General features: G+C 39.7%; 18 protein-coding genes and 1 pseudogene. 15 read left to right on the top strand and 4 right to left on the bottom strand.

Annotation, left to right across the window (positions count from 1 at the left end; all coding sequences use genetic code 11):
* The first annotated feature begins 133 nt into the window (after positions 1 to 133).
* The 6 genes and pseudogenes from ASU00_RS16325 to ASU00_RS16305 all read left to right on the top strand — a co-directional run bounded on the left by ASU00_RS16325 (position 134) and on the right by ASU00_RS16305 (position 6,471).
* On the top strand, positions 134 to 1,438 hold the full coding sequence (locus ASU00_RS16325; protein WP_057914542.1) for a uracil/xanthine transporter: 1,305 nt from the start codon (positions 134 to 136) through the stop codon (positions 1,436 to 1,438).
* Positions 1,439 to 2,058: 620 nt separating this feature from the next.
* On the top strand, positions 2,059 to 4,227 hold the full coding sequence (locus ASU00_RS16320; RefSeq protein WP_057914541.1) for a malate synthase G: 2,169 nt from the start codon (positions 2,059 to 2,061) through the stop codon (positions 4,225 to 4,227).
* A 232-nt stretch (positions 4,228 to 4,459) separates the two neighbouring features.
* Positions 4,460 to 4,564, top strand: a pseudogene (locus tag ASU00_RS26300) (metallothiol transferase FosB); the annotation flags it as partial.
* 39 nt (positions 4,565 to 4,603) lie between these two features.
* On the top strand, positions 4,604 to 5,296 hold the full coding sequence (locus ASU00_RS16315; RefSeq protein WP_057914540.1) for an aspartate/glutamate racemase family protein: 693 nt from the start codon (positions 4,604 to 4,606) through the stop codon (positions 5,294 to 5,296).
* Between the two features lie 237 nt (positions 5,297 to 5,533).
* On the top strand, positions 5,534 to 5,806 hold the full coding sequence (locus ASU00_RS16310) for a phage holin (RefSeq protein WP_057914539.1): 273 nt from the start codon (positions 5,534 to 5,536) through the stop codon (positions 5,804 to 5,806).
* Positions 5,807 to 5,988: 182 nt separating this feature from the next.
* Positions 5,989 to 6,471, top strand: a complete 483-nt coding sequence (locus tag ASU00_RS16305) for a C40 family peptidase (protein WP_057914538.1) — start codon at positions 5,989 to 5,991, stop codon at positions 6,469 to 6,471.
* An 86-nt stretch (positions 6,472 to 6,557) separates the two neighbouring features.
* On the opposite strand, the gene ASU00_RS16300 is transcribed toward ASU00_RS16305, so the two are convergent.
* Together ASU00_RS16300 and ASU00_RS16295 are read right to left on the bottom strand one after the other, a co-directional pair.
* Positions 6,558 to 7,094 (bottom strand): GDYXXLXY domain-containing protein, encoded by a 537-nt coding sequence (locus ASU00_RS16300; RefSeq protein ID WP_057914537.1) that lies wholly within the window; start codon positions 7,092 to 7,094, stop codon positions 6,558 to 6,560.
* A complete protein-coding gene (locus tag ASU00_RS16295) occupies positions 7,087 to 8,145 on the bottom strand; it encodes a DUF2157 domain-containing protein (protein ID WP_057914536.1) in 1,059 nt (352 codons plus the stop codon). Before ASU00_RS16295 ends, ASU00_RS16300 begins: the two co-directional genes overlap by 8 nt.
* A 227-nt stretch (positions 8,146 to 8,372) precedes the next feature.
* On the opposite strand from ASU00_RS16295, the gene ASU00_RS16290 reads away from it, so the two are divergent.
* The 5 genes from ASU00_RS16290 to ASU00_RS16270 all read left to right on the top strand — a co-directional run bounded on the left by ASU00_RS16290 (position 8,373) and on the right by ASU00_RS16270 (position 16,206).
* Positions 8,373 to 8,699 (top strand): PadR family transcriptional regulator, encoded by a 327-nt coding sequence (locus tag ASU00_RS16290; protein ID WP_057914535.1) that lies wholly within the window; start codon positions 8,373 to 8,375, stop codon positions 8,697 to 8,699.
* Complete coding sequence (locus ASU00_RS16285; protein ID WP_057914534.1) at positions 8,692 to 9,246, top strand: DUF1700 domain-containing protein; 555 nt, start codon at positions 8,692 to 8,694, stop codon at positions 9,244 to 9,246. Before ASU00_RS16290 ends, ASU00_RS16285 begins: the two co-directional genes overlap by 8 nt.
* Positions 9,239 to 10,033 carry a DUF4097 family beta strand repeat-containing protein gene (locus tag ASU00_RS16280; protein ID WP_057914533.1) on the top strand — a complete coding sequence of 265 codons (795 nt, stop codon included), beginning with the start codon at positions 9,239 to 9,241 and terminating at the stop codon, positions 10,031 to 10,033. The genes ASU00_RS16285 and ASU00_RS16280 overlap by 8 nt, the downstream gene beginning before the upstream one ends.
* An 813-nt stretch (positions 10,034 to 10,846) precedes the next feature.
* Positions 10,847 to 12,043 (top strand): MFS transporter, encoded by a 1,197-nt coding sequence (locus ASU00_RS16275; protein ID WP_057914532.1) that lies wholly within the window; start codon positions 10,847 to 10,849, stop codon positions 12,041 to 12,043.
* Between the two features lie 200 nt (positions 12,044 to 12,243).
* Positions 12,244 to 16,206 carry a hypothetical protein gene (locus tag ASU00_RS16270; protein WP_057914531.1) on the top strand — a complete coding sequence of 1,321 codons (3,963 nt, stop codon included), beginning with the start codon at positions 12,244 to 12,246 and terminating at the stop codon, positions 16,204 to 16,206.
* Positions 16,207 to 16,621: 415 nt separating this feature from the next.
* On the opposite strand, the gene ASU00_RS16265 is transcribed toward ASU00_RS16270, so the two are convergent.
* Together ASU00_RS16265 and ASU00_RS16260 are read right to left on the bottom strand one after the other, a co-directional pair.
* Positions 16,622 to 16,870 (bottom strand): hypothetical protein, encoded by a 249-nt coding sequence (locus ASU00_RS16265; protein ID WP_057914530.1) that lies wholly within the window; start codon positions 16,868 to 16,870, stop codon positions 16,622 to 16,624.
* Between the two features lie 39 nt (positions 16,871 to 16,909).
* On the bottom strand, positions 16,910 to 17,830 hold the full coding sequence (locus ASU00_RS16260; RefSeq protein WP_057914529.1) for a glycine-rich domain-containing protein: 921 nt from the start codon (positions 17,828 to 17,830) through the stop codon (positions 16,910 to 16,912).
* 438 nt (positions 17,831 to 18,268) lie between these two features.
* Between ASU00_RS16260 and ASU00_RS16255 the strand changes: the two genes are divergently transcribed.
* The 4 genes from ASU00_RS16255 to ASU00_RS16240 all read left to right on the top strand — a co-directional run bounded on the left by ASU00_RS16255 (position 18,269) and on the right by ASU00_RS16240 (position 24,283).
* Positions 18,269 to 21,496 carry a family 43 glycosylhydrolase gene (locus tag ASU00_RS16255; RefSeq protein ID WP_057914528.1) on the top strand — a complete coding sequence of 1,076 codons (3,228 nt, stop codon included), beginning with the start codon at positions 18,269 to 18,271 and terminating at the stop codon, positions 21,494 to 21,496.
* A gap of 206 nt (positions 21,497 to 21,702) precedes the next feature.
* Positions 21,703 to 21,933, top strand: a complete 231-nt coding sequence (locus ASU00_RS16250) for an excisionase family DNA-binding protein (RefSeq protein WP_057914527.1) — start codon at positions 21,703 to 21,705, stop codon at positions 21,931 to 21,933.
* Between the two features lie 178 nt (positions 21,934 to 22,111).
* On the top strand, positions 22,112 to 23,131 hold the full coding sequence (locus tag ASU00_RS16245) for an AI-2E family transporter (RefSeq protein WP_057914526.1): 1,020 nt from the start codon (positions 22,112 to 22,114) through the stop codon (positions 23,129 to 23,131).
* Positions 23,132 to 23,464: 333 nt separating this feature from the next.
* Positions 23,465 to 24,283, top strand: coding sequence for a basic amino acid ABC transporter substrate-binding protein (locus ASU00_RS16240; protein WP_057914610.1), 819 nt, complete (start codon positions 23,465 to 23,467; stop codon positions 24,281 to 24,283).
* Positions 24,284 to 24,304: the final 21 nt, after the last annotated feature.

The raw sequence follows: 24,304 nt of genomic DNA, 5'->3' as shown, positions 1-24,304 counted from the left end.
GATTGTATTGAAGACAGCGCTTCGCTTATATTATTTATCAAAAGAGGAGATTTGGGATTGGTACAAAAAAAACTACGGATTTCATGAAAACTCGCAAATGAAAATTTAGAAATCGGAAATGGTGATGATTAAGATGACACAGCAAGCAGTTACTGTAACATTATTGTCCTCTTTACAGTGGCTTTTTTTTATTTTTGCCAATACGGTCGTCGTACCAATTTCTGTAGGAGCGGCATTCCATCTTCCTACAGAAACAATTGAAATGACGATAAGATTCTCCTTTATCTTTACAGGGATAGCCTGTATCCTGCAGGCCTGGATTGGGCATCGTTATCCATTATTGGATAGCCATTCAGGGCTAATGTGGGGTCTGATGTTAAATATGGGCATCTCTGCATCTGCACTTGGATTGGATTTTGCAACCGTTGGAGGGGGAATTACAACCGGTGTTTTGCTGGCTGGGGCTGTAACCGTTCTGCTTGCGGCATTTAATCTGGTTTATATCATACAGAAAGTTATTAAGCCGATGGTGATAAGTGTTTATATATTTTTGCTAACCTTTCAGCTTATCTTTATTTTCTTCAAAGGGATGTTTAAAATAACCGAAAGTGGAACGATTGATCTCCCTGTCAGTTTATTTTCAATCTTGATTGTCATCTTCGTGGGCTTTTTAAAAATTAAAGGAGGAAAAATACTGGGCAATTTCTCCATCCTAATCGGAATTATCGCAGGATGGTCATTATATCGAATTATTTTCCCTTCAGATCTTCCGACAACTAGCTCTTCAGGTATGGCAGTCACTTTCTTTCCCCTTGGAACTCCAAACTTGGAGATTGGTATTATTTTTGTCTCTTTTTTTGCGGTTCTTCTGAACTTAACGAATTCTTTCGCTTCTATACAAGCTGTTGCAGATGTATACAAGGAAAAGGTGGAACATAGTCAGTACAGGAGATCTATTTTTATAACCGGTATTTTTGCGTCTATCACTTCAATTTTTGGGTTGGTCCCTTTTACACCGTTTACATCTACAATAGGGTTTTTAGAAAGTACCAAGTTATTTAAACGACAGCCATTTATCATCAGCGGATTCTTGTTCATTCTCCTTGGAGTTATTCCTCCATTAGGGAAATTCTTCGGGACTATACCACTAACAATAGGTAATGCTGTTTTATTTGTCGCATATCTTCAACTGTTTGGGACAGCATTAAATAGCCTAAAAGGAACATTGTTTAACTCTGAAACGATACTCCGTTTAGCGGGGCCAGTCCTGATTGGTGTTAGCATTATGAATATCCCGCCCGCATTATTCGGCGATATTCCTGTCCTCTTACAGCCTTTCATTACAAATGGTCTCATCATGGGTGTCATCATATCGATTCTTTTGGAAAAATTCATTAATTGGAATAAACTATCAAATAACCTGGAGGTCGGGCAGTAACCGATTTAACTATTGAATATGAATAGATAAGCAACAACAAAAAGTGACGAGTCTAAAAAGAAAAAAATCGGATATCATTTTACGAGGGAAAATAAAAAGAGTTCATATATTGTTTACTCTGTAACATCTGTTGACGGCATTGATCACTTTCAAGAAATTGATTTATAAGAAGAAAAACAATAAATGAAAACTTGTGATTAATATAGATGCAGATACTCATGTTATTTGCGGGACCACGGGAGAACCAGCAATTTTATGGATTTTTAGATTACCACTTGTATCGGTTATTGAAAGTGGGGCTAACCCGGATATGCTTTTAGGGCAGTTTCTTTGAAATTTCAAGTGAAGAAATGAAATAATTAAAGTGCTGTACGTAAATAAGGATACATACGTTTCAAGAGCAAAGTTCAAAATGAAGATTGAAAATTAAAACTCATTATAGAAACACAACTTGAAAAAAACCTGTCAATTTATAAGTATATGCAAGTTGATTAATCGCGTATTTTTGAACAATGACTATAGCATAAGTAAATTGGTGGGGAAATCAAGCACACCGCATTACTTGAGGAATAGCAACGAAGTATGCGAAAACAGCCTTATTTTTTTAGGAGGAAGAAACTATGGAACAATATGTGAAAATAGGCAATCTTCAAGTGGCTACAGTACTTTTTGAATTTATCAATAAAGAGGGGCTACCTGGAAGCAAACTGGATAGGGAACAATTTTGGGCTGATTTTGAAAAGTTGTTGCATGACATGTCCCCAAAAAACAAAAAATTGTTAACTCGTCGTGTTGAAATTCAAACTAAAATCAATACATATCATAGAGAAAATAAAGAGATTAATTTTGCTGAATATAAATCATTTTTACAAGAAATTGGCTATCTCGAACCTGAAGGAGAAGACTTTCAAATTACGACAGAAGGGGTAGATGATGAAATAGCCTTTCAAGCTGGGCCACAGCTAGTTGTCCCGGTTGATAATGCTCGTTATGCGATTAATGCTTCAAATGCAAGGTGGGGAAGCCTTTATGATGCCCTTTATGGAACGGATGTTATTAGTGAAAAAGGACTTCGAGAAGGGAGCTATGATGAAGTACGCGGTGGAGAAGTCATATCATTTGCAAAGGACTTTCTTGATCAAGCAGCTCCTTTAAAGGATTATTCACATAAAGACGCTGTGAACTATGCAGTAGAAGATGGGAAATTAGCTGTTTCACTTAGAAATGGAAAAATTACGAGTTTAGTAGAAGACTATAAGCTAGTTGGCAATCAAGGGGAACGCGAAAAGCCATCGGCTATATTATTAAAAAATAATGGTTTGCATTTTGAAATTCAGATTGATCGAAGTCATCCGATCGGTAAAATAGACCAAGCCGGTGTTAAGGACATTCTAATGGAATCTACTCTTACGACAATAATGGATTGTGAGGATTCTGTTGCCGCAGTGGATGCTGATGATAAAGTCCTCGTATATAGAAATTGGTTAGGTCTTATGAAAGGTGATCTGACTGTAACTTTCAAAAAGGATAATAAAATGATGACACGTACAATGAACCCGGATCGTTTATACAGAGCACCAGATGGAGAAGAACTCTCTTTGCCCGGTCGTTCACTTATGTTTGTCCGTAACGTGGGACACTTAATGACCACAAACGCAGTCCTGGATGCAAATGGTGAGGAGATTCCTGAAGGGATTATGGATACAGTGATGACTAGTTTACTTGCCAAACATTCCTTGTTGGGAAATGGTAAATATCAAAATTCATCTAAAGGATCGGTTTATATCGTTAAGCCAAAAATGCATGGATCCGAAGAGGTGGCATTTGCCAATGAACTCTTTGATCGAGTGGAAGACATGCTTGGTCTACAGCGAAATACACTGAAAATTGGTGTTATGGACGAAGAACGACGAACTTCATTAAACTTGAAAGCATGTATCCGGCAAGTTAAAGAAAGAGTGGCATTTATTAATACCGGGTTCTTGGATCGAACGGGAGACGAAATTCATACGTCCATGGAAGCCGGACCTATGATTCTTAAAAGTAACATGAAAGGATCAAAATGGCTGCAAGGTTATGAAAAATCGAATGTCAATGTAGGTCTAGCAACCGGCTTTCAAGGTCGAGCCCAAATTGGTAAAGGAATGTGGGCAATACCTGATAGGATGGCGGAAATGCTAACGCAAAAGATCGGCCATCTGAAAGCAGGGGCGAATACAGCATGGGTGCCTTCACCAACTGCAGCGACATTGCATGCTCTTCATTATCATCAAGTGGATGTAAAAAAGGTACAAGATGAGTTGAAAAAAAATCCAGTGAATTTACGTGATGATATTTTAGAAATCCCAGTGGCTCAAAACCCCGACTGGAGTCCGGAAGACATCCAGCAAGAGCTGGATAATAATGCTCAAGGTATCCTCGGATATGTTGTACGTTGGGTAGAGCAAGGAATAGGTTGTTCTAAAGTACCAGATATCGACAATGTAGGGTTGATGGAAGACCGTGCTACACTAAGAATTTCGAGTCAGCATATGGCTAACTGGCTTCACCACGGAATTTGTACAAAAGGACAGGTTTTGGAGACCTTACAACGAATGGCTAAAGTAGTGGATGAACAAAACACTGGAGATTCAGCATATCACTGTATCGCTGAAGATTACGACAACTCAGTGGCGTTTCAAGCGGCATGCGATCTAGTATTTGAAGGCTATAACCAACCAAGTGGGTATACTGAGCCTATCCTGCATAGACGACGCATCGAAGCGAAGGAAAATAAGCTGTGGCGATAAGTGCTTGCTTATGACATTCAGACCAATCAGGCTGCCTTGATATCAAATTCTGTTTCTTTATTAACGGATGGTTTTTTCGCTAGAAAAAATGATTAAGGTATTCATTGGTTCGTTAAGTTTGCCGACAATACCCAATGAACTCCTAAAATCTTTCATGCTATATTAAATTTGTGTATTCCAAATTACCTTCCAAAGTACATGTACGAGATAGTAAAGCTATTCAATACCCACCTTGTCAGGACGTCCAAGAGATGAAAATGATAAGAAATCTATTTATATCACTGATCTAGTTGATCATCATACAGGTACTTTACGAAATAGAATAGATTACTTTTAGCTACCTAGTAAGCTATCATCACTGAAAAGGGGAATTTTCATGAAGACAATTGGCCTAATTGGCGGCATGAGCTGGGAGTCATCTTTAGAATATTATCGAATCATTAACGAAGAAATAAAAGCCAAACTGGGTGGATTGCATTCAGCGAAGTGCATTTTATATAGCGTGGATTTTGAAGAAATCGAACGCTATCAAGCTAACGGGGATTGGAAAACCTCCGGTGAATTATTAGGCGATGCAGCTCTGTCTTTGGAAAAGGCAGGTGCCGAAATGATTGTAATTTGTACCAATACGATGCATAAAGTGATTGGATATATTGAAAAAAAAGTCAGTTTGCCAATTTTACACATAGCTGATTCAACAGCAAAACAAATTCAACAGTCCAATATCAGTACAGTTGGTTTACTTGGCACTACATATACGATGGAACAAGACTTTTATAAAACGCGGATTGAGTCTAATGGTATTAAGGTTTTGGTACCCAATGATGGGGATAGAAAAGTAATCAATAATGTCATTTATGAAGAATTATGTTTAGGGAAAATCCAGCAATCATCAAGGAATTATTACAAAAAGGTCATCAAGAGGTTAATTGATGATGGAGCGGAAGGAATAATACTAGGCTGTACGGAAATTGGATTGCTAGTAAAACCAGAGGATTCAGAAATGCCGTTATTTGATACGGCTGTCATACATGCCATTGATTCCGTTAATATGTCATTAGAAAAATGAAGTGATCATGAATAACAATAAGAAACTAACAAGTCCCGCTCTACCGTTTTTTTAAAATCTATGTTTTTTGATTATGAAGGTCCATCCTATGGTGGACCTTTCTTTAGGTATGGAAACTAGACCGGTTATTAATTCATAGAAATACGTAACGGAAAAAGGACAAGACGCATACTATATAGCAAGTCCGTATCTTTTTTCAATGAAAGGACTGAATATGATAGATAGGGAGGCATGGCAATGATCAACTGGAAAGTGCGCCTTAAGAATCCGACGTTTATATTCACTGTACTCCTTCCTGGGCTTTTATTATCGGCGCAAATGGTTGCGGCGTTCATAAACAATTTCATTCATCCAATCGGCTTTACCATTTCTGATGATGCATTGAACGGGGCTCTGGGCATCATCAACTTCATAGCGCTTACGTTCTTTGGAATCGGCGGTGTGATCGATCATACAACGAAAGGTCTGAGCGACAGCGAAGCTGCTCAAAGTTACGAGGAACCCAAATAAGTGATCTTGATTTTTTATTGAACTGAAAAAATAGTAAAAAACCAGCTAACACCGTTTAGTTACACGACGGTATTAGCTGGTTTTTACTTTTTGGTCGAATGATAAATGAATTTCGGTATGAAAACCGATATGTGGCATACATTTAAAATTGTGTTTCATTTTCAGTTTGGGGAGGAAAAAAGATGAGTTATCGTTTACCCGTTACAAGATGGCTTGCAGCCATCGCTTTACTATTGGCTTTATTGAGCGCATTCATATTAAGCCCTGCCAATGCTTCAGCATCCATCAATTATGGTGATGAAGTTGCCGCCATGGCAAAGAAGCAGGTGGGAAGCTCTTATAAATATGGGGGGACGACACCAAAAGGGTTCGATGCAAGCGGTCTGACTCAGTATGTATATAAAAATGCAGTGACAGAATTGAAGATTCCGAGAACAAGCCGCGATCAATATAAAACAGGTAAAACCATACAACAAAAAGACTTAAAAGCAGGAGATTTGGTTTTCTTTGCCACGGGTAAGAAAGGGCAGGTTAGTTTTGTCGGAATCTATTATGGAAATGGCACATTTGTCGGAGCTACCTCCAAAGGAGTAAAGGAAGTCAAAATGAGCGATACGTATTGGAAGGAAAAATATATCGGGGCAAAAAGGGTTATCAAGCAGTAACAATGTATCATGATTGATTTACCACCAGTAAAAGGAGCATCGGAAAAAAGTCCGATGCTCTTTTTCCTTTCGTATCGGGAAGGAATTCATTCTATGATAATATCGGTTAAGACAACATGGCCATTGCGAACCTTTATTACCGCCATTGAAGGACTAGTCAATGCATTGGACTCCATTTCCTTTGCCTTTTCCTCTGATGCGAAATAATTGTCGAGGCCGTATCTGATATGAACGGTTTTAGCGTTTTTCAGTTCATAAGGGACCTCCAATTCCCCTTTTAAGTACATGCCTTCGCTCGGTTCCTCTTTCGTGACAGAATCGACTACATATAGTCCGTTTTCGTTTTGTTTCAAGCTCACATAGACCTTTTTATAATCGCCCATATTTGTTGTTTTGAATTCGGATTTGATCGAGTCGGCGATCTGGGAAGGCTGAACCGTTTCAATTTCATAATCGAGAGCTACATAGCTGCCGCGAAATAAGTCTGTCGGATCGACGGGAGTAGTTTTGATTTTGATTTCATCTCCCATCATTGTTGTCAAGAATGGAGGAAAGGCCAGAATTAATAGAATCAGGACCGGTATGGAAAAAACGATGAATGGCCGGAATGCTGAATTAACCATGGAGATCGCCTCCTTTTTTTCGTTGATTTTCAAAGAAGAAGCCAAACCCGATAAGCATGATGCCGCCAATGATGAATGTAAGCGATTTTGGCAAAAAATCAAAGGAATCTAGATAGTATCTGAAGATCAACGCGCATATAATCACGATGCTCGTCAAACTGCCTCTTAGAATGAGATATAACAGAAAAATAAAATAAGCTAAAGGAAACCAGATTGAAAACTCAAAGGTAAGGAAAAGTGCTGTAATACCATGTAAGAGATGCCCTTGGAGGTGGATGACGTTTTGTAATTTAGGTGTAACTGGGACATAAGCCAACAGGATCCCAAGCACAAACAGGATGGAAAGGACGATCGTATTCGAGTTTTCCGTATTTAGCTTAGGCACGAATTCCATCAGAAATAAGGCGACGGTATTGATCGCTAATGCGTTAATGAAAAAGGCCGGATACTTAGCGTAATCGAATTTTTTCAATAAGATGTATAAAGCCGGTAAAAACAAAATGATGGCTATCGGATATGATGTTTCATCAAGGAAAATACTTCCGTTAATATAAATGAACAGCAGGAACGTAGTAAAAAGGAGGATGAAAACATCCTTTAAGTAGTAGCTGATGAATACCGTTCCGATGGCCCACAGTAAGAAGGAACTATTGAAATTGATGATTATATTGAACATTTGTTCAATTAGGAAAATCCCTGAACCAAAAATTAAAATACCTACATAATGAAGGCTTCTTGCTGTCTTCGGAAAGCGAACCTGCCATTTCACACCAGCAAAGTTCACGCCAATCAAGCAGGCAATGATAAGTAAGAATTTCACGGCTTTGCTTAAATACATCCAGTTACTGGCTACGAAGGTCAATACGCCCAAACCTAATAGCAATGCCCCGATGGATAGGAGAATGGTGATGAAGCTCATATTCCCTTTTACAGCATAGGAACTTAACATCCTCTCTTTTTCCTGCTCGGAGATGACTCCTCCTTTTTCAAGGTAATTGAACTCAGTCTTTAAAAAATCGAATTGCTTCTTCGTAATTTCTTTATTGACCAAAATAATTCCCCCTTCCACTTATTACTATTATACAATGTATTCCCTCTCACCCTCGAATAGATGTTCATAATTTCCTTATACCCTCAATGAAATGAATATAACAAAAAACAGTACCTTGCAATGAACAGTACTATATGATAAATTATTTACATAAGATGTATTGTTTGATGTTCAGTACTGTTTATTGAACTATACCTTAAGATTCCTAAATGAGGAGTGATGGGGCTATGAATGTACAATTTAAAAAGGGAGTTCTGGAGCTGTGTGTTCTCGTTTTATTGGAAAAGCAGGATCGCTACGGCTATGAGCTTGTACAGAGAATTTCAGATCGGATCGAGATATCGGAAGGATCCGTATATCCACTATTAAGGCGGTTGACCAAGGAAGAGTATTTCACGACTTATTTGCAAGAATCGACGGAAGGCCCTCCGCGTAAGTATTATAAGCTAACAGACAAAGGCCGGGAATACCTTCACGAGTTGTTGACGGAATGGAATGAATTTTCCGATGGGGTCAATCAATTAATCAAGGAGGGTGTGTGTGCCAATGAATAAAGAACAGTTTTTAAACCAGTTGAATGCCTCTTTAACACGGCTTTCATTAGAGGAACGTCAGGATATCCTGCAAGACTACGAAGAGTATTTCGCAATAGGGATGGAACAAGGAAAAACGGATCAGGAAATATCCACATCGCTTGGGAGTCCTAAACAGATTGCCAAGGAACTGCTGGCATCCTATCATCTCGGCCAAGTCGAACAAACGACCTCTGCCGGTAATGTAATGAGGGCCGTTTGGGCCGTCATTGGCTTGGGATTTTTTAATCTGGTGATTGTATTGGGGCCTTTTATAGCACTGGTTGGAGTCGTGATTGCAGGCTGGGCATCGGCGATAGCATTCATTCTTGCTCCGGTATTCGCACTGCTCAACCTTATAGTGAGCAGCTTTCAATTATTTGATTTGTTCTTCGCATTGGGACTATGCGGGATCGGTATTTTCATGGCCATGGGGATGTTTGTCGCTACGAGAGCATTAACGAAAGGGTTCATACGTTATTTGAAATTCAACGCTTCCCTTGTGAAAGGCGGTTTGAAAAATGATTAATGTTAAAAAATTATCGATCCTTGCACTCGGACTGTTATTGGTCGGAGTGATAGGAAGTGCATTTACGTTTTCTCAAGTGACGAATCAGAAAGCGGCGACAGAGGAAAAAACGATTTCGGATGTCGTGACGGACATAAACATCGACGCTGACAATGGTACCGTCGAGATTCTTCCAACGCAGGCTAAGGAAACCAAGGTAGAGCTGGTTTCAAAAGGCGTGGATATTTCCAAGTTGGATTTCTCTGCAGATGTGGAAGGTAAGCAGCTAACGGTGAAATTGAAAAAACAGCTTAACTTTAGCTTTGGTTTTCATAATCAATCACTACATCTAAAGGTTTATGTACCTGAGAGAGCGTATAAATCCTTTGTGGTCAAATCCGATAATGGAAAAGTGCAAATATCGGATTTGAAAAGTGAACATGTGAAAGTGATATCAGAAAATGGCCGAATTGAATTAAGTGAGATACTTGCGAAAAAAGTAGAAGTGAATTCTTCGAATGGAGCGGTGGAGCTCGATCATGTAGAAGGAAACCTGGTCGGCTCCTCAAATAATGGTCAAATCGTGCTGATCACAAAAGACTTGGATAGGATGATCGACCTCGAAAGTGATAACGGTAAAATCATGATCAAAACGGAAACTGAACCGACCAATACAACGTTCGATGTTTCAGTAGATAACGGAAAGATTGATATCCTTGGTAAGTACGAGGGCAGTACTGTCATTGGCAAAGGTGAAAACTTAGTGAAATTGGAAACGGATAACGGCAAAATCGAAATAAAGAAATAATACTGAAAGCTAAAAAGCCGGCCAAAATGAGGTCGGCTTTTTAACGATGCCCACGTTTACCTTCCTGAATAGACTTTGGCTTATGGTAATGCCGGTTTTAAGAAAGAACGAAAGACGGAGCCAATATTCGTAGATGCAGGGTGACGTGAATGAAGGGAACTGCAAAGGCAAGGGCGGCATCTGCGTATAGGTAATGATATTCCTTTTCAAACATTAACCTGCCATCGAGGATAAGGGATAACCGTAAAAGGGAATCGTATAGACCATGATGACCAGCTAGATTACTTTGATGTAGAAGCTTTGAAGTCCGGTGCGACATAAAAGATGCTGTTCGTTTTCTGAGGAAAATAGGGCGATTACTGATTTTTCCCCCTACTTTATTTTTTTCATAATCTGATATATCGTGATTTGCATGCCTAAGATACAACCAATCAGTATCACAATAATGAAGAACGGGCCCGAATCTTCAAAGCCAAATAGTAAGAGAAGGAATAACCCTGCACTTATACTTAAACCCAGAATCATGTTTAATAGGAGTTTCATGTACACTCTCCCCTAAAAGTTTGTTACTTACATTATAAAATAGTTTAAGGATCATTGGAATTCATGCGTGAATTTTCTCGAAACACACATCATATCCAGAGAGCTTTCTGGATATTGCCCATGTTTTTCAGCTGCTGAAGGGGCAAAACGAAATCTTTGTCATATTGGGCTTATATATATATATATTTAGTTACACGAAATAAATCATTGGCTTCTTGCAACCAGTTTTAGTAAACTGGCAATGACTATTTAATTAGAAGGTGAAGGGATATGAGGGAAAGTCTGGCGGATGAACGGGTAAGAGGTACTGGTGAGATCTGGACACGGGACTTTATCATGATTTGTTTGGCAAACCTCTGCATTTTCATGGGATTTCAAATGACGATGCCAACCCTCCCGCTGTTTGTTGAACAGCTTGGCGGGGACGATCGCCTTGTGGGGGCTGTGCTTGGCATTTTCACTTTTTCCGCCCTGCTTGTTCGGCCCATTGCCGGCAGATTATTGGAGACAAAGGGGAGACGCATCGTTTTTGTTGTTGGTCTAGCCATTTTCGCATTGTCGGTTGGCTCCTTTGGTTTCATGGGGGGCATAGGCTTATTATTCATGATGCGGATTGTGCAGGGAGTAGGGTGGGGATTTTCATCAACCGCCTCAGGGACGATCGCTTCTGATATAATCCCTGCGAAACGACGTGGTGAAGGGATGGGGTATTATGGTTTATCGGGAAACTTAGCATTAGCCTTCGGTCCATCTCTGGGACTTTTCCTCGCTACGGTTTTACCATTTCAGGAGTTGTTCCTGATCTGTTCGTTACTAGGTTTATTGGCCATCGTTGCAGCATCACTTATTCGATATCAAAAAGTGGAAAGAGATCCTGCAACGGCGGTGGCAGCCAAAAGGTTTGATGTTTATGAAAAAAGTGCGATCCAGCCATCTTTGCTCATTTTCTTCATATCCGTCACATTTGGTGGAATCGCAACCTTTCTTCCCCTTTATACAGCGGAAAAAGGTGTAGCTGGAATCCAGTGGTATTTTCTCGTGTATGCAATGGCCCTTATGGTCACGAGATTATTCTCAGGCCGTTTATATGACCGAAGGGGGCATCGGGCAATCTTTTTACCTTCAACAGTTCTCATAATGGCTGGGATGCTGCTTTTAGCATGGATGCCAAGTGAAGCTGTCCTTTATCTGGCGGCAGTACTATATGGATTTGGGTTTGGTTCCGTTCAGCCGGCACTGCAGGCTTGGTCAATAGAAAAAACGGCACCCAATCGGAAGGCGATGGCGAATGCAACGTACTTTTCGTTTTTTGATCTTGGAGTGGGCATAGGAGCCATCGTGTTTGGACAGATAGGCTTTCTGTTTGGCTATAGGAGTATCTATATTACAGCAGCGATCTCGATTTTCATCTCCATGATCGTTTATTTATTGATTATCAGAAGCGAGAATAAGCTGAACTCCCAGTAAGCTCCTGCAGTGAAAAGGAACGGGATTATCGAGTTTGCCTACAGTTCTGGATGACTTCAAGTGAAGTCATCCTTTTTTTAATCCGTTCGCTTTAACAAGTATCATCCTGAATATTTTAAAAATGGTAAAAATTTGTTATTATCGTAAGGGGCATATACATACGATGATTAAAGGTCTTAGTGAAGGACGGTGAATCCTAGATGAATGATTCTTCAAGCGAAGAAGTGACATTGGAAAAAAGGAAGCGCATTTTCCAAGAAGAGCTGGATGCTTTAAGGGAAAGGCGGCTCATTCCTAAATCAGAATATATTCGGATTAGCGGGGTATACGATCGGCATTACCAACAGGAACTTTATGAACAAAAACGCTTAAAACATGAACATGAGCAATCGCTGATTGAACCAGAAAAGATCCTGGGTGAGAATCAGATCGAGAAGGTTCAAGAAAGCTTGATTGAAGAAAAGGCTTCATGGGAATTACAAGAAGCAAGTGGAGCGGCCGAACCAATAATGAACGACAGGAAGCACGAGGAAGTGCCAATCGGATCAGCATCCGTGAGTCTTGAACTGGCGAATACCCCAGAATTAAAGCCGGAAATTAAGCTTGATAAACCGCCACAACCGGTAAAACCAAAGAAAACACCTGAACAAATTAGGGAGCGGAATATTTCGGTCGTCCTATTCACAGGGGTGATATTGCTTCTGTTAGGCGGAATGATCTTGGCAACTTCCACTTGGGGAAATTTAAATGCGCTCCTGAAAGTTTTCTTCATTGGTATGGTATCCGTCATTTTTATGGGAATGGCTTTCATTGCTTCAAGGCTGAAAATTAAACAGACGGCGTTTGCATTCCTGACGCTTGCTAGTTTATTTATTCCGATTACGATTTTATCAGCTTCCTATTATCAGATCTTTGGAGAGTATCTTTCACTTAATGGGGGAGGGCAGGGACTTCTGGGGTTCCTTGGGGGATTGCTCTGCTTAGCCATATATGTAAAGGTTGCTGACTATTTTAAATCAAAAATATTCATTTTCATTTCGATATTTACGTCAGGCATTACGTGCTATTTCGGTATAGCATTTATAACGCCTAGTCTTGAATGGATGTTTTTGGTAGTCGGTGTTCTAAATGTAATCGTATTATTGAATGTCCGGAGATTAAATGATCAAGAACATTTAACGTTATTCAAACCATATATTTTTCAATTCCTTCAGTTTAAGGTCATTGTCGAAGCATTCGTGATTTTGACGTTATTTGCAAGCAGCCTTACATATTCGTTAACGCTGATTCTCTTTTCTATATCGTTTTTCATTTTTGCCGTCATATTCGACAAGAAATATCATGAAATGGCTTTTAGCGCTCTTTTCACGTACGGATCTATCCATTTTATCTATAATTCTTTTTTAAGTGAATTCATGGTCATTGCTTTTGCATTTGTTCCTATCATGTTTACTGCACTATCGAAATATCTCGCTAACGTGAAAAGAACTAAGCTGTCCAAGAACTTCTTGTATACTAGTTTGATTGAGACAGGAATCGTTTTTATCTATATAAATGCGATGGTGTATCAGGAAAAGTATGCACAACTTTTCATCGCACTCCTAATTGTTGCCGTACAGCTCGCCTATGTATCGCTTCAATCGAGGAATACACGGTTCACTTACCCGACGGTCGTGGTATTCAATTTGGCTTTCGTCTATCTATTCTTTGCCTTGCCAATCTCTTATTCAGCCGTTTTAAATCTGGTTTTTGTTCTTCAGGTGATTCAATATCTTGGCCTTTATTTATATAATCATCACCCAAGATACAGCCTGTTCAAAAGTAGCATCGTGCATATCTCCTCCATAATCGTATTCATGGTCCTTACGAGTAAATTTAACGAAAGAGATTGGCTAGCGGTAAGTCTATTGCTTGCGACGATATCTGGTCTTTTTTTCATCACATATTTACAAGACAATGCCAAGCACATGAAGGAAAATGCCATTTACGGATTTCCAAGCACACTCATCCTGGCTTTCGTTTCTTTCTATCCATATTTGCTGGAAAGTGGTTCTTGGGTCCGGTCAAATATCCCGGTGAGTCTCTATTTAATGGCCGTTTCACTTATTTGTATCGCTTGCGCTTATGCGTTCAGAAAGAAATGTCGGGATTTCTTCCCTGTTTTTTGCTATAGCGGCCAATTCCTTTCCTTACTTGCTTTTCTATGGATTCCTTTCGATGCGCTGCAACCATTGAAGGCAAGCGGAGTGATTGCTGCGGCTGTTGCAATAAACAGTTGGTCGGTTCATATCCAGCGGAAACCAATATTCTGGTTGCCTGTCGTGCTTACAAGTGCCGCCCTATATGCATCACTTTACGAAGTTTTTGATTTTGATTCGATGGTCATGAAGCTTGCTTTCGTCTTGTTCGGCCCGTTTGTCTTCTTCCTGATAGGAGAGGTGTTAGGCAAATATTCGAAACATGGGAGACTGTACTTCGTATACGCCAGCCATCTGGTCAATTTAGCTGCAATTCCAGTTGGCTACTTTCTCATCATCCAAACGGAAAGCGCACCAATCCTTTTTGTTGGTCAGCTATTGATTTATCTTGTTAGTGCATTGCGTACACAAGGGAAGTGGGAAAAATACGTCTATACGTATTTAGGTTTTTCCGTCCTTTTCCTACAGGTTCATTTATTTTTGGAAAACGTGGAGAAAATCGTATTCATCGCCTCCATATGCTTGATGATAACCGGTGCAATCATAACGATTATGTGGGCTGCATCCAATGAACGCTGGAAAAAAATCATTGAGTATTACCTTATACCGTTCATCCTTTTGACAATGAGCATATCCATTTTGGAAACGGCAATCCGCGATTTTCCGCCTAACTGGGAAGTTGCCTGGGTTGGTCTGCTGACTGTACAGTTCGTGCTTGCCTCGTATCTCCTTATGAAAGGAATTTGGCACAACTATGTTGCAGTCCCTTTAAGCCTGTGCTTCATCTTCTACAATATGTATGTACACACATTGCCTATTGTTATGGCGCTTATCTTCCTGCTTGTTTGTACGGCAGTGATGGTGCTTGTCAGCAGTCGATATTTCAAAGGGATGTTCAAACAAGAGGGAACGGTTGGTTGGATTGATTATTATCGGATATTTGGCTTTTTATATGTGTGTTCCATGAATTTTGAAGTTTTCAGGAGGGATCTCAATTTAGAGGAATTAGCGATTTTTGTTTCCCTCCTTTTGCCAGGCTACGTCATCCTGATGGGACGGTTCACAAAGGATAAAAGAGAAAGGAGCATCTATATTGGGCTGACGGGAATTCTTGGTTTGTATCCATATTGGACCATCTTCCAATATGCGGATTCGTTACTGCCTATTGTTGGTATAACAGTCTTATTTGCTTGTACGGTCTTGATGGTGATCCTAAGTCGAAAATATTTCAAGAGCCTGCTGAATAAGGGCAAAGCAGGAATTTCAGTGGATTTTTATCGAATCTACGGCCTGCTATTTCTTCTAGCCATGAATTTGGATGTTTTGATGGGGGAATCAGAACAGGTCATTTTGGAAGTCATGTCAGCCGTTCTAATTCCGGCCTATTTCATCATCATAAGAAGTACGACAATAGGAAACATCGAAAGAAAGATTACTTTGGCTGCAGCGATATTGTTCAGTCTCTATCCGTATTGGGTCATCGCTAATCAATTCACGATACCTGCCGTCCTTGAAAAAGAGGCAGACATTTTGCCGCTATTCTTCGTCAGCACCATTCTGCTGAGGAAAATTTTCATTAAAGGCAAATCCACACAGTATATCGAGAGTGGCATTGTCTTTCTCTTGTTTTTAGACTTGATTCTTGATGCGATGGCGAGCAACACATTATATGATGCGCTCATTATCGGAACGGTATCGTTGGTAGCGATGCTGATTGGATTCATGATGAAATACAAATCTTATTTCATCGCCGGAACGGGTACCATTTTATTCAATATTTATAGCAATACCACTTCGATGTGGAGCGAGATGCCGTGGTGGCTGTACTTGATTATTGGCGGAGGGCTGCTAATCGGGATAGCGTCTTTCTTTGAATGGAAAAAACAAAAAGACAACCGGACATCGAAGGAGGTGCTTGAGAAAAATAAACAAAGGATCAAGGATTGGTTCAATCGCTGGAATTAATGAAGAAAAGTGGCAAAGTAAAAAGGCTTGGATATTCCAAGCCTTTTTATTGTATTAAGCACGTTTCATTGCACTGCAGGTGCTCCCTTATCCAGAGGCGGTCCTTGAGCCTGTTTGATTAAGTACCTTACTCGCGAGTTTCGCTGCTTTACTCGCGAATTTGGGCGGTTTACTCGCGAGTTTGAGCACTTTACTCGCCAATTTGCTTGTTTTACTCGCGAATAGAGCGCTCGACTAGTTTTTTGCCTTCGGATTCGATCCACTCTGGGTGACTACTAAGATAGAAGGCTGATTGCCGAAAGTTTGGAGAATTTGTACATTGCCCGTTGTTTTCCACGTGGGGTGCCATCATTGGACACGTATTCCTAAACGAAGTCGCACGGCACCTCATTCATCATCTACAAACAGAGAGTGCTTAGACGCGCTTCTTATCTTCTTCCATTTTGTTTATTTCCTCTTGCCAATCATAAATTTCAATATTCCACTGGTCTATATTAGATTGCAACACATTAATTAAAAATGGAGAAAGGGCATTACTATAATTATTTAATTCTGTAATTAATCTATCTCTATCTTCAGTTAAACCTTGTACTAATCTTTTCTTGTTTTCCAAATTTGCATATACAAAAACTGGTCTGAATTTTCGTATCTCAATATCCACCATATCAGTCGTAACTCCCTTAAAATAATTGATCATTTGTGCTTAAGACGAGCATGAGCTGCATGAGGAGCAGCTGGAAGATGAGTCGGACGTGCTGTCATGGCTGCTGCTATGGTCCCCGCCATGATGGGAGTGAGTCGAGGCTGCGTTGTGATCTTTACCGAAAATGTCTGTGAAATCTTTGTCGATATCATCCGTGCTGACATACGTGAAATAGGCGGGAGCGGCGTAGTCCGTCTGATTGTAGATTTTCCGCCCATTCATTTTTGCCAGGGGGCGATTTCCTTTAAAGTGGGAGGTGAAATGTTCAAAGGTAATTTCCGGGTGTTTGCTTGTCGGTTTTCGCATATATTTCGCTTTAAGCTGCTCGAGCTCCATCGTTTCAAAATCGTGAAGAAACGTTTGCCCTTTATCATGTTTGAAGAACTTGCCCCATGTTTGAATCGAGATGGAATCCACCGTAAATAGCTGTACATAGTAAAAATCAAAAAGAGTCCGTTCTTCCGGCTTGAAAACGGGCTGTAGGTGGGGATGGTGCAAGATGGACATGCCGATGAAAGTTTGGCAAAACTGTTCATAATCTTGTTTATGACTCAGCATGATATGCCATAGCTCATCGATGGTTGAATTAAACATTTCAACCTTTCCAAATACGCCGGCCATAATTAAATAGCGCTTCAATTCACGCCATACTTGATTGACCTTTTCTTGTGAATCCCTGGGATGCGTTAGTCTGTATTCAGTATTGACTCTTTTCATATAATTGTAATCCAATGCCTTGTTAAGTTTTTCAATCAATGTATCGGCAACGATTTCGGATGCGTCTACATCTAAAGTTTCCTCATGTAACTGCCGGAATTCTTTTTGATAGCGTTCTAATTTGGCCGGCTCACTTTGCCGTTTTACAATTGTGACGAGAAAGGCCCCAATAATTGCAGCAAATACGACATATAAAAAGGTCATTTTGTCCACTCCTCTAAAATCTACCACTAGATTGCTTTATTAGTATCTTATATCGTATTGGAAGGGATTGTAAGATATTACAGCGAATTATCAGCACGATAGTGAATGGGCGGAGAAGCGTTCAATGAGGATGATGCCGATCATATTTATATAAAGAATTATCACATTCATATAAAACTGAAAATTACAAAAATGTCCGTTTTATTATAAATACAAATTTTTTTATTATTTGTATGATGAAGAAAGTCAGACATCTAAAGAGTTTTCTTATATTAAGTAAATGACGGGAGGTATTAATGAGGTATACATCTAATGTGTTCATAGGGAAAGTGCTTGTCGTTTTTGTCAAAAGGATTTTTAAATATAGGATATAACCAAAACTTAAGGTTTGAGAAAACTACCAACTTCCCTACTCGGGATGAAAATAGGAGGATTCATATGAACAGGATGTTAGGAATATTCTTGGTTGTCATCCTTTTTGCAAGCACCTTTTACATACCGAATGTTAGTGCTGCAGATCCAACCATGGATGGTCACGGAATGCTGGGTGAATTTTTTAAAGTCGAACAAAATCCTGATGATCGAAATGATATTAGTGTATTCAAGTTCGATGATAAACGAGGGGAAAGGTCGGTTGCAAATTTAAATGGTGATTCTTTCATCGACATTTTTAATGAATTTTCAGGAACACCAGATTTTAATACTGCTCGTTTTACAGGTACGATAGTACCGGAATTTACCGAGGACTATACCTTCTCCATGGAAGGCGATGATGGATTCAGGCTGTGGGTCAATGGAGAGTTGATTATCGATTTTTGGAAGCAGGAATGGGATAAAGAACAAGTGAGTACGCCAATATCCTTGGAAGCGGGAAAACATTATGATATCAAAGTTGAATACTTACAAGGATGGGGCGGTTCTTGGCTTCGGATGAAATGGGAAAGTGCAAGTCAAGTGAAAGAAGTCGTTCCGGAATCTGCACTATTCATGCCAATAGAGAAAGTCATTTCGACAAAAAAAGGTGAGCTGACAGCAGAAATTCAAAAGGTAGATTATTTGTTGGAGAATTTTTCAGACAAAGTAAAAGAAAGTGCTTTAAATAACTTGGTGGCAACGAAAAAAACGGCCGAAGGACTGCTTAACACGGTTGATGATCAAGAGGTCAGTGATCGAGATAAGGCAGAATTACTGATGGTGGAGACCAAGACCGTTTCGACTGCTCGTTCCGATTTCATGAAAGAAATGGGCGTTACAAGTTCTTCTGTTTCTGACAAATTCAATAACCCATTGTATCAAGGGCAGGATCCGTTTGTGACTTATAAAGACGGATTTTATTACTTCGTATCTTCTAGTAACTTGGACTCTAACAATAAGGTGTATGTTTCCAAATCGCGTACCCTGACAGACCAAGGGGAAAAGGTGATGGTATTCGATTCCGAGGGAACAGAAACGCGTATTTTTGCTCCGGAAATCTTCTTCTTTGATGGGAAATGGTATATATATTACTGTGCTGATTTAAAAGAATACGGTTACAAGCATATGGGAAATGTTTTGGAATCGGTCACGGATGATCCGCAAGGAGAATATGTGGATAAAGGTGCTCTATATCTAGGTGAAAATGGTGAGAATAAACAAGCAAACGACTTAACGGTATTTGACTATAATGGACAGCTATATGCTGTATGGGGCACCTTAGGTTCAGGAGAACCAATCGGGCCGGCCATCGCCCCGATGGATAACCCTTATACGATTACAGCAGATCGCTCCTTTTTACCAGGTGGCGGCGGTGAAGGTCCTCGTGTATTACAGAAAGACGGAAAAGTGTTTATCACCATGTCAGAAGGTAATTTTGCAGGAAATGATTATCGGTTATCTTATTTCACGAATACAGATGGGGATATCTTAAACCCGAATTCTTGGACGCGTACAAATGATGTTTTCGTATCCACCCGTGATGTATCGAGTCCTGGCAGGGCAGCCTTCGTAAAATCCGCAGATGGATTGGAGGATTGGATGATGTATCACTCACGCGTATATAAAGATACTGGAGTTAACGGATGGCGCCAAGTGAATATTAAGAAATTCACTTGGAATGAAGATGGAACACCGAATTTTGGCCAACCTGTTTCTCCTTTCGAGTGGCAAAAACTTCCTTCCGGTGATTTAGGGCAAGGAGATATATATCAAGCGGAAGATGGGATTCACTATGGTGATATTAAAAGAGAAAATAGCCATGCAAATTATCAAGGAACAGGTTATATCAACCTGCCGAAAAAAACGGGGGCTGAAGCAAGCTTCGTTGTAAATGCAGAAGCAGCCGGTGATTATATCGTTGGTGTGAGATATGCCTATGGCATGCAGGTGGATGGGGAATCGACAGATAGACCGAGGACGCAATTGCCTGCAAGAGCAAAAGTAAACGTATATGTAAATGGAATCCAAGTAAAAACCATTACACCAGATAAAACGGCAATCAGCTGGGAGGAATGGTTTACAGGTTCCGAACGCTTAGCTTTAAAAGCAGGCAAAAACGTAATCAGTTATCGAATCGATAATGGTAGCATCGGTAATGTGAATATTGACTATTTATCGATGTATAAGGCAGATGTACCAAATCCAATTGCCCCAACAGTGCCTGTAACGAGTGTTACTCTGGAGCCGAGTGCAATCGTGAACGTAGGAGAGACATATCAATTCAAAGCTTTGGTAAAGCCAGCGAACCATACAAATTCAATTGAATGGAAATCCACCAATACAGATGTTGCAGTGGTGAATTCTATGGGAATGGTAACAGGGAAAGCAGTAGGAAAAGCCATTATTAAAGCAACCATTGATGGTCATGAAGTATCTAGCACTGTAACCATTCAAAAACCGTCGGCTGCCGTTTCGCTGGAAATCATCGGGAAAGACGGAGCCAAAAAAATAACTGCGAAAGGCGGAACACTTCAATTATCAGCAAAAGTTTTGCCGGATAATGCGACAGATAAGACAGTAGCGTGGTCGGTGGAAAAAGGGGAAGAAGTTGCTAGTGTATCCAAAACAGGCCTTGTAACGGCTATGGAAAAGGGAACGGTGGTTGTAAAAGCCACATTGGAAAGTAACCCAGAAATAACGGATACGTATAAGGTGAAGGTTGTAGAGTTAGATACGATTACCTTAGAGGCAAATAAAACAAAACTGTACCGAGCCAAAACGGCAGACTTAAAGATTCGTGGAAAATATAGTGATGGGAAAGAAGCTGATTTAAGCGAAGCTACTATTAAGTATGTGAGCAGTAACAAGGAAATTGTATCGATAAGGAAAGGAGTCATCACTGCCCATGATCCAGGAAAGGCGATCATCTATGTAAAGGTTAGCTTGAATGGTCATACCGTTAACTCGAACGCTTTGAAGATAGTTGTTAAAACGAGTATCGAATCAATTAAAAAGCTAGTTGATAAATATGCAGATGAAAGTGCAATCGATACTCGATTAGCCAATCAATTAAGCAAACATCTAGATCAGGCCAAGGAAGAACTTGATAAAGGACATGACAAACAAGCAATCAAGAAAATGAAAGATTTCCTGAAGCAACTGAACAAGAAAGAAAATGATAAGCATATTGATGATGATGTGAAGGCAAATCTAAATGCAGATGCGAATGCGCTGCTACTATCATGGAAATGAAATCCGATTCGAGGATAAACGAGAAATAGACTTGACAGATTGATGGTTTTTTTGGAGGGTGTTCCCTAATGCAATTTGGGAACGCCCTTTTCCTGATTTATAAGATAAGCAAGGCTTGCTGCAAGCTTTTTTATGGACGGGAAAAATGCCAGCCCTTCAAATAATGCGTCCAATCTAGTATAGTTAGAAGGAAGAGGGGTGAAGGCATGTACTTGACAGTAAAAGAGACTGCGGAATATTTATCGATGCCGGAATCTTATATCGAAAGCTTGGTCGCTCAAAACAAAATTCGCACCGTTCATGACGGTGAGCAGCATTTGATATTTAAAGAGCAATTTAATACACATCTTGAACAAATGGAGAAATATAAGAAACAATTGGCCGACTATTATAATGAACCGATTCCAGAAGATATTGATGTGAAGGATGAAGATTAGCACTTGCCGAATTGGCAGGTGTTTTTTTAGTTAATCCATGTAGCTAGCATAGGACTAACTGATCATTCAAAAAAATTTGTTGTCAATGGTAGGTAATTGTAGTAGAATCCCTCCATTCCGTGTAAAATAAGAGGTAGAAGGAATTATCACGGCAGAATGGTAGTTAGGAGATAGGTAATTGGTAAAAGAGTATTTACAAAGTGAAGGTTTTTCTAGGTTAATTACATTAATTGTGTTGGTCCTCTTTTTAGTTAGTATCGGAAGTATGGTAAATATTGTGTTATTCACATTTGTTTTCACTTTCCTTATGGGGAGGCTGGAGCAATTTATCATGATTCGACTTAATAAAGTAATGTATATAAACTCTAAAGTTGTTATAAGTTTTTTATATGTCGTTGTCGTATCCTGTTTAGCCATCGTTCTTTACAAATATTTACCGGTCATTACGCTCCAATTCACGGAATTAGTCACGCAGATCGTTTTCTTCTTTCAACATCCACCAGATAGTAGGGTCATTCAATATGCCATTGATATAATGAACGAGCTGGAATCGCCGCTCGATCTTCAAAAACAGATGAATACACTCTATCTTTATATATCCGATTTCGGTAAACTGGCATTTCAGATTTTCATTTCCATGTTGCTTAGCCTATTCTTCTTATTGGAAAAAGATAAAATCATCCGCTTCACTTCTAAATTCAAGCGGGCCAAATTTAAATCGTTCTTTATAAACTTGGGGCACTTTGGCGTTAAATTCGTTAATTCATTCGGAAAAGTAATTGAGGTACAGTTCTTGATAGCCATTACGAATGCAGTGCTATCAGTGACATTCTTATGGATTCTTGGATTTCCGCAGTTGCTCGGTCTAGGGATCATGATATTCTTTCTCGGTTTGATACCGGTAGCAGGGGTCATCATTTCCCTCGTTCCTCTTAGCATGATTGCCTATAGCATCGGCGGCATGCCGAAAGTAATTGCGGTGTTGATCATGATCGTTGTAATCCATGCGATAGAAAGCTATATTTTGAACCCGAAATTCATGTCGGCAAAGACAAATCTCCCAACGTTTTTCACTTTCATCATCTTGTTGTTTTCCGAGCATTTCCTTGGGATCTGGGGCTTGATCATCGGGATACCGATATTCATCTTCCTGTTGGATATGCTAGATATAGAAGAGGTGAAAGAGCAAGAACCATAAAATCTTGTAAGCAGCGGCCAAGCTCTATCGGCCGCTGCTTATTTTTTTTATTTAGGCTTTGAAACGCGGGTCCTATCAGTTTTTAATATAATATCTATTCCTGCTTTTTAGGGGGCGAAATCGCGAGTCTACCTCTAAGTGTATACTCGCGCACTTAGTTTACTGAGTTAATTGAATAAAATTTTATTTTAGGAAAGTTATTTATTGACTTCTTATTGCATAAAAAAACAAATAAACGTATAATACTTTTAAATGAAAATACTGAATGTTCTCTAAAGTTAGATTTATCTGTTTTTTAAAAAAGAGAGTTTACGAGAGAGAAGGGGATTTATGTTGAAGAAGGTTTCTTTTTTAATGTTTGCCATGTTATCTTTGTTACTCATCTTGACGGGGTGCGGCAAGGATAAAGAGGTTTCGACAGCTGGTAAAGAAGAAGAGTCAGATGGGAAAACGCTCAGAATCGTGACGGACGCCAATTATGCTCCATTTGAATTCCTTGAAGGCGATAAGGTTGTAGGGTTCGATATCGATTTCATCACGGCCGTTGCCAAAGAAGCTGGTTATGAACCTAAAGTGGAAAGTATTGGCTGGGATCCGATTTTCGTTGAAATCGAATCGAAAAGAGCGGATGTCGCGGTTTCTGCCATTACAGTGAATGACGAAAGAAAACAAACGTATGATTTTTCCGTCCCTTATTTCTTATCAACAAACAAGATTCTCGTTCCAGAGAAAAGTGATATAAAGTCAGGCAATGAGCTGAAAGGCAAGGTCATTGCTGTACAGACCGGTACAACTGGACAGGCTGCAGTGGAGAAGCTCCTTGGAAAAAACAATAAAAACATTAAGAAATTCGAAAATAATAACCTGGCAATCCAGGAACTGTTAAAAGGCGGAGCCGCAGCGGTCGTAGCTGATAATACGGTTGTTGAGGAATATGTGAAAAATAACCCCGATCAGAAACTGAAAGTCGTCGAAGATAGCAAAGCCTTCAAAGAGGAATTCTATGGCCTTATGTTTCCAAAAGGCAGTGAGTTGAAACCGGAGTTCGATAAAGCGGTGAATGCCGTTTATGAGAACGGGAAATATGCAGAAATATATAAAGAATGGTTTGGTACTGATCCGGATTTGGAAACATTGAAAGCACAACAATAAAAAAAGTAGATAGTAAAAGAT

The sequence above is a fragment of the Peribacillus muralis genome (genome assembly GCF_001439925.1).
GTDB classification, from domain to species: domain Bacteria; phylum Bacillota; class Bacilli; order Bacillales; family DSM-1321; genus Peribacillus; species Peribacillus muralis.
The sequence above is the reverse complement of the archived record's forward strand: the minus strand, read 5'-3'. Positions and strand labels throughout refer to the sequence as shown.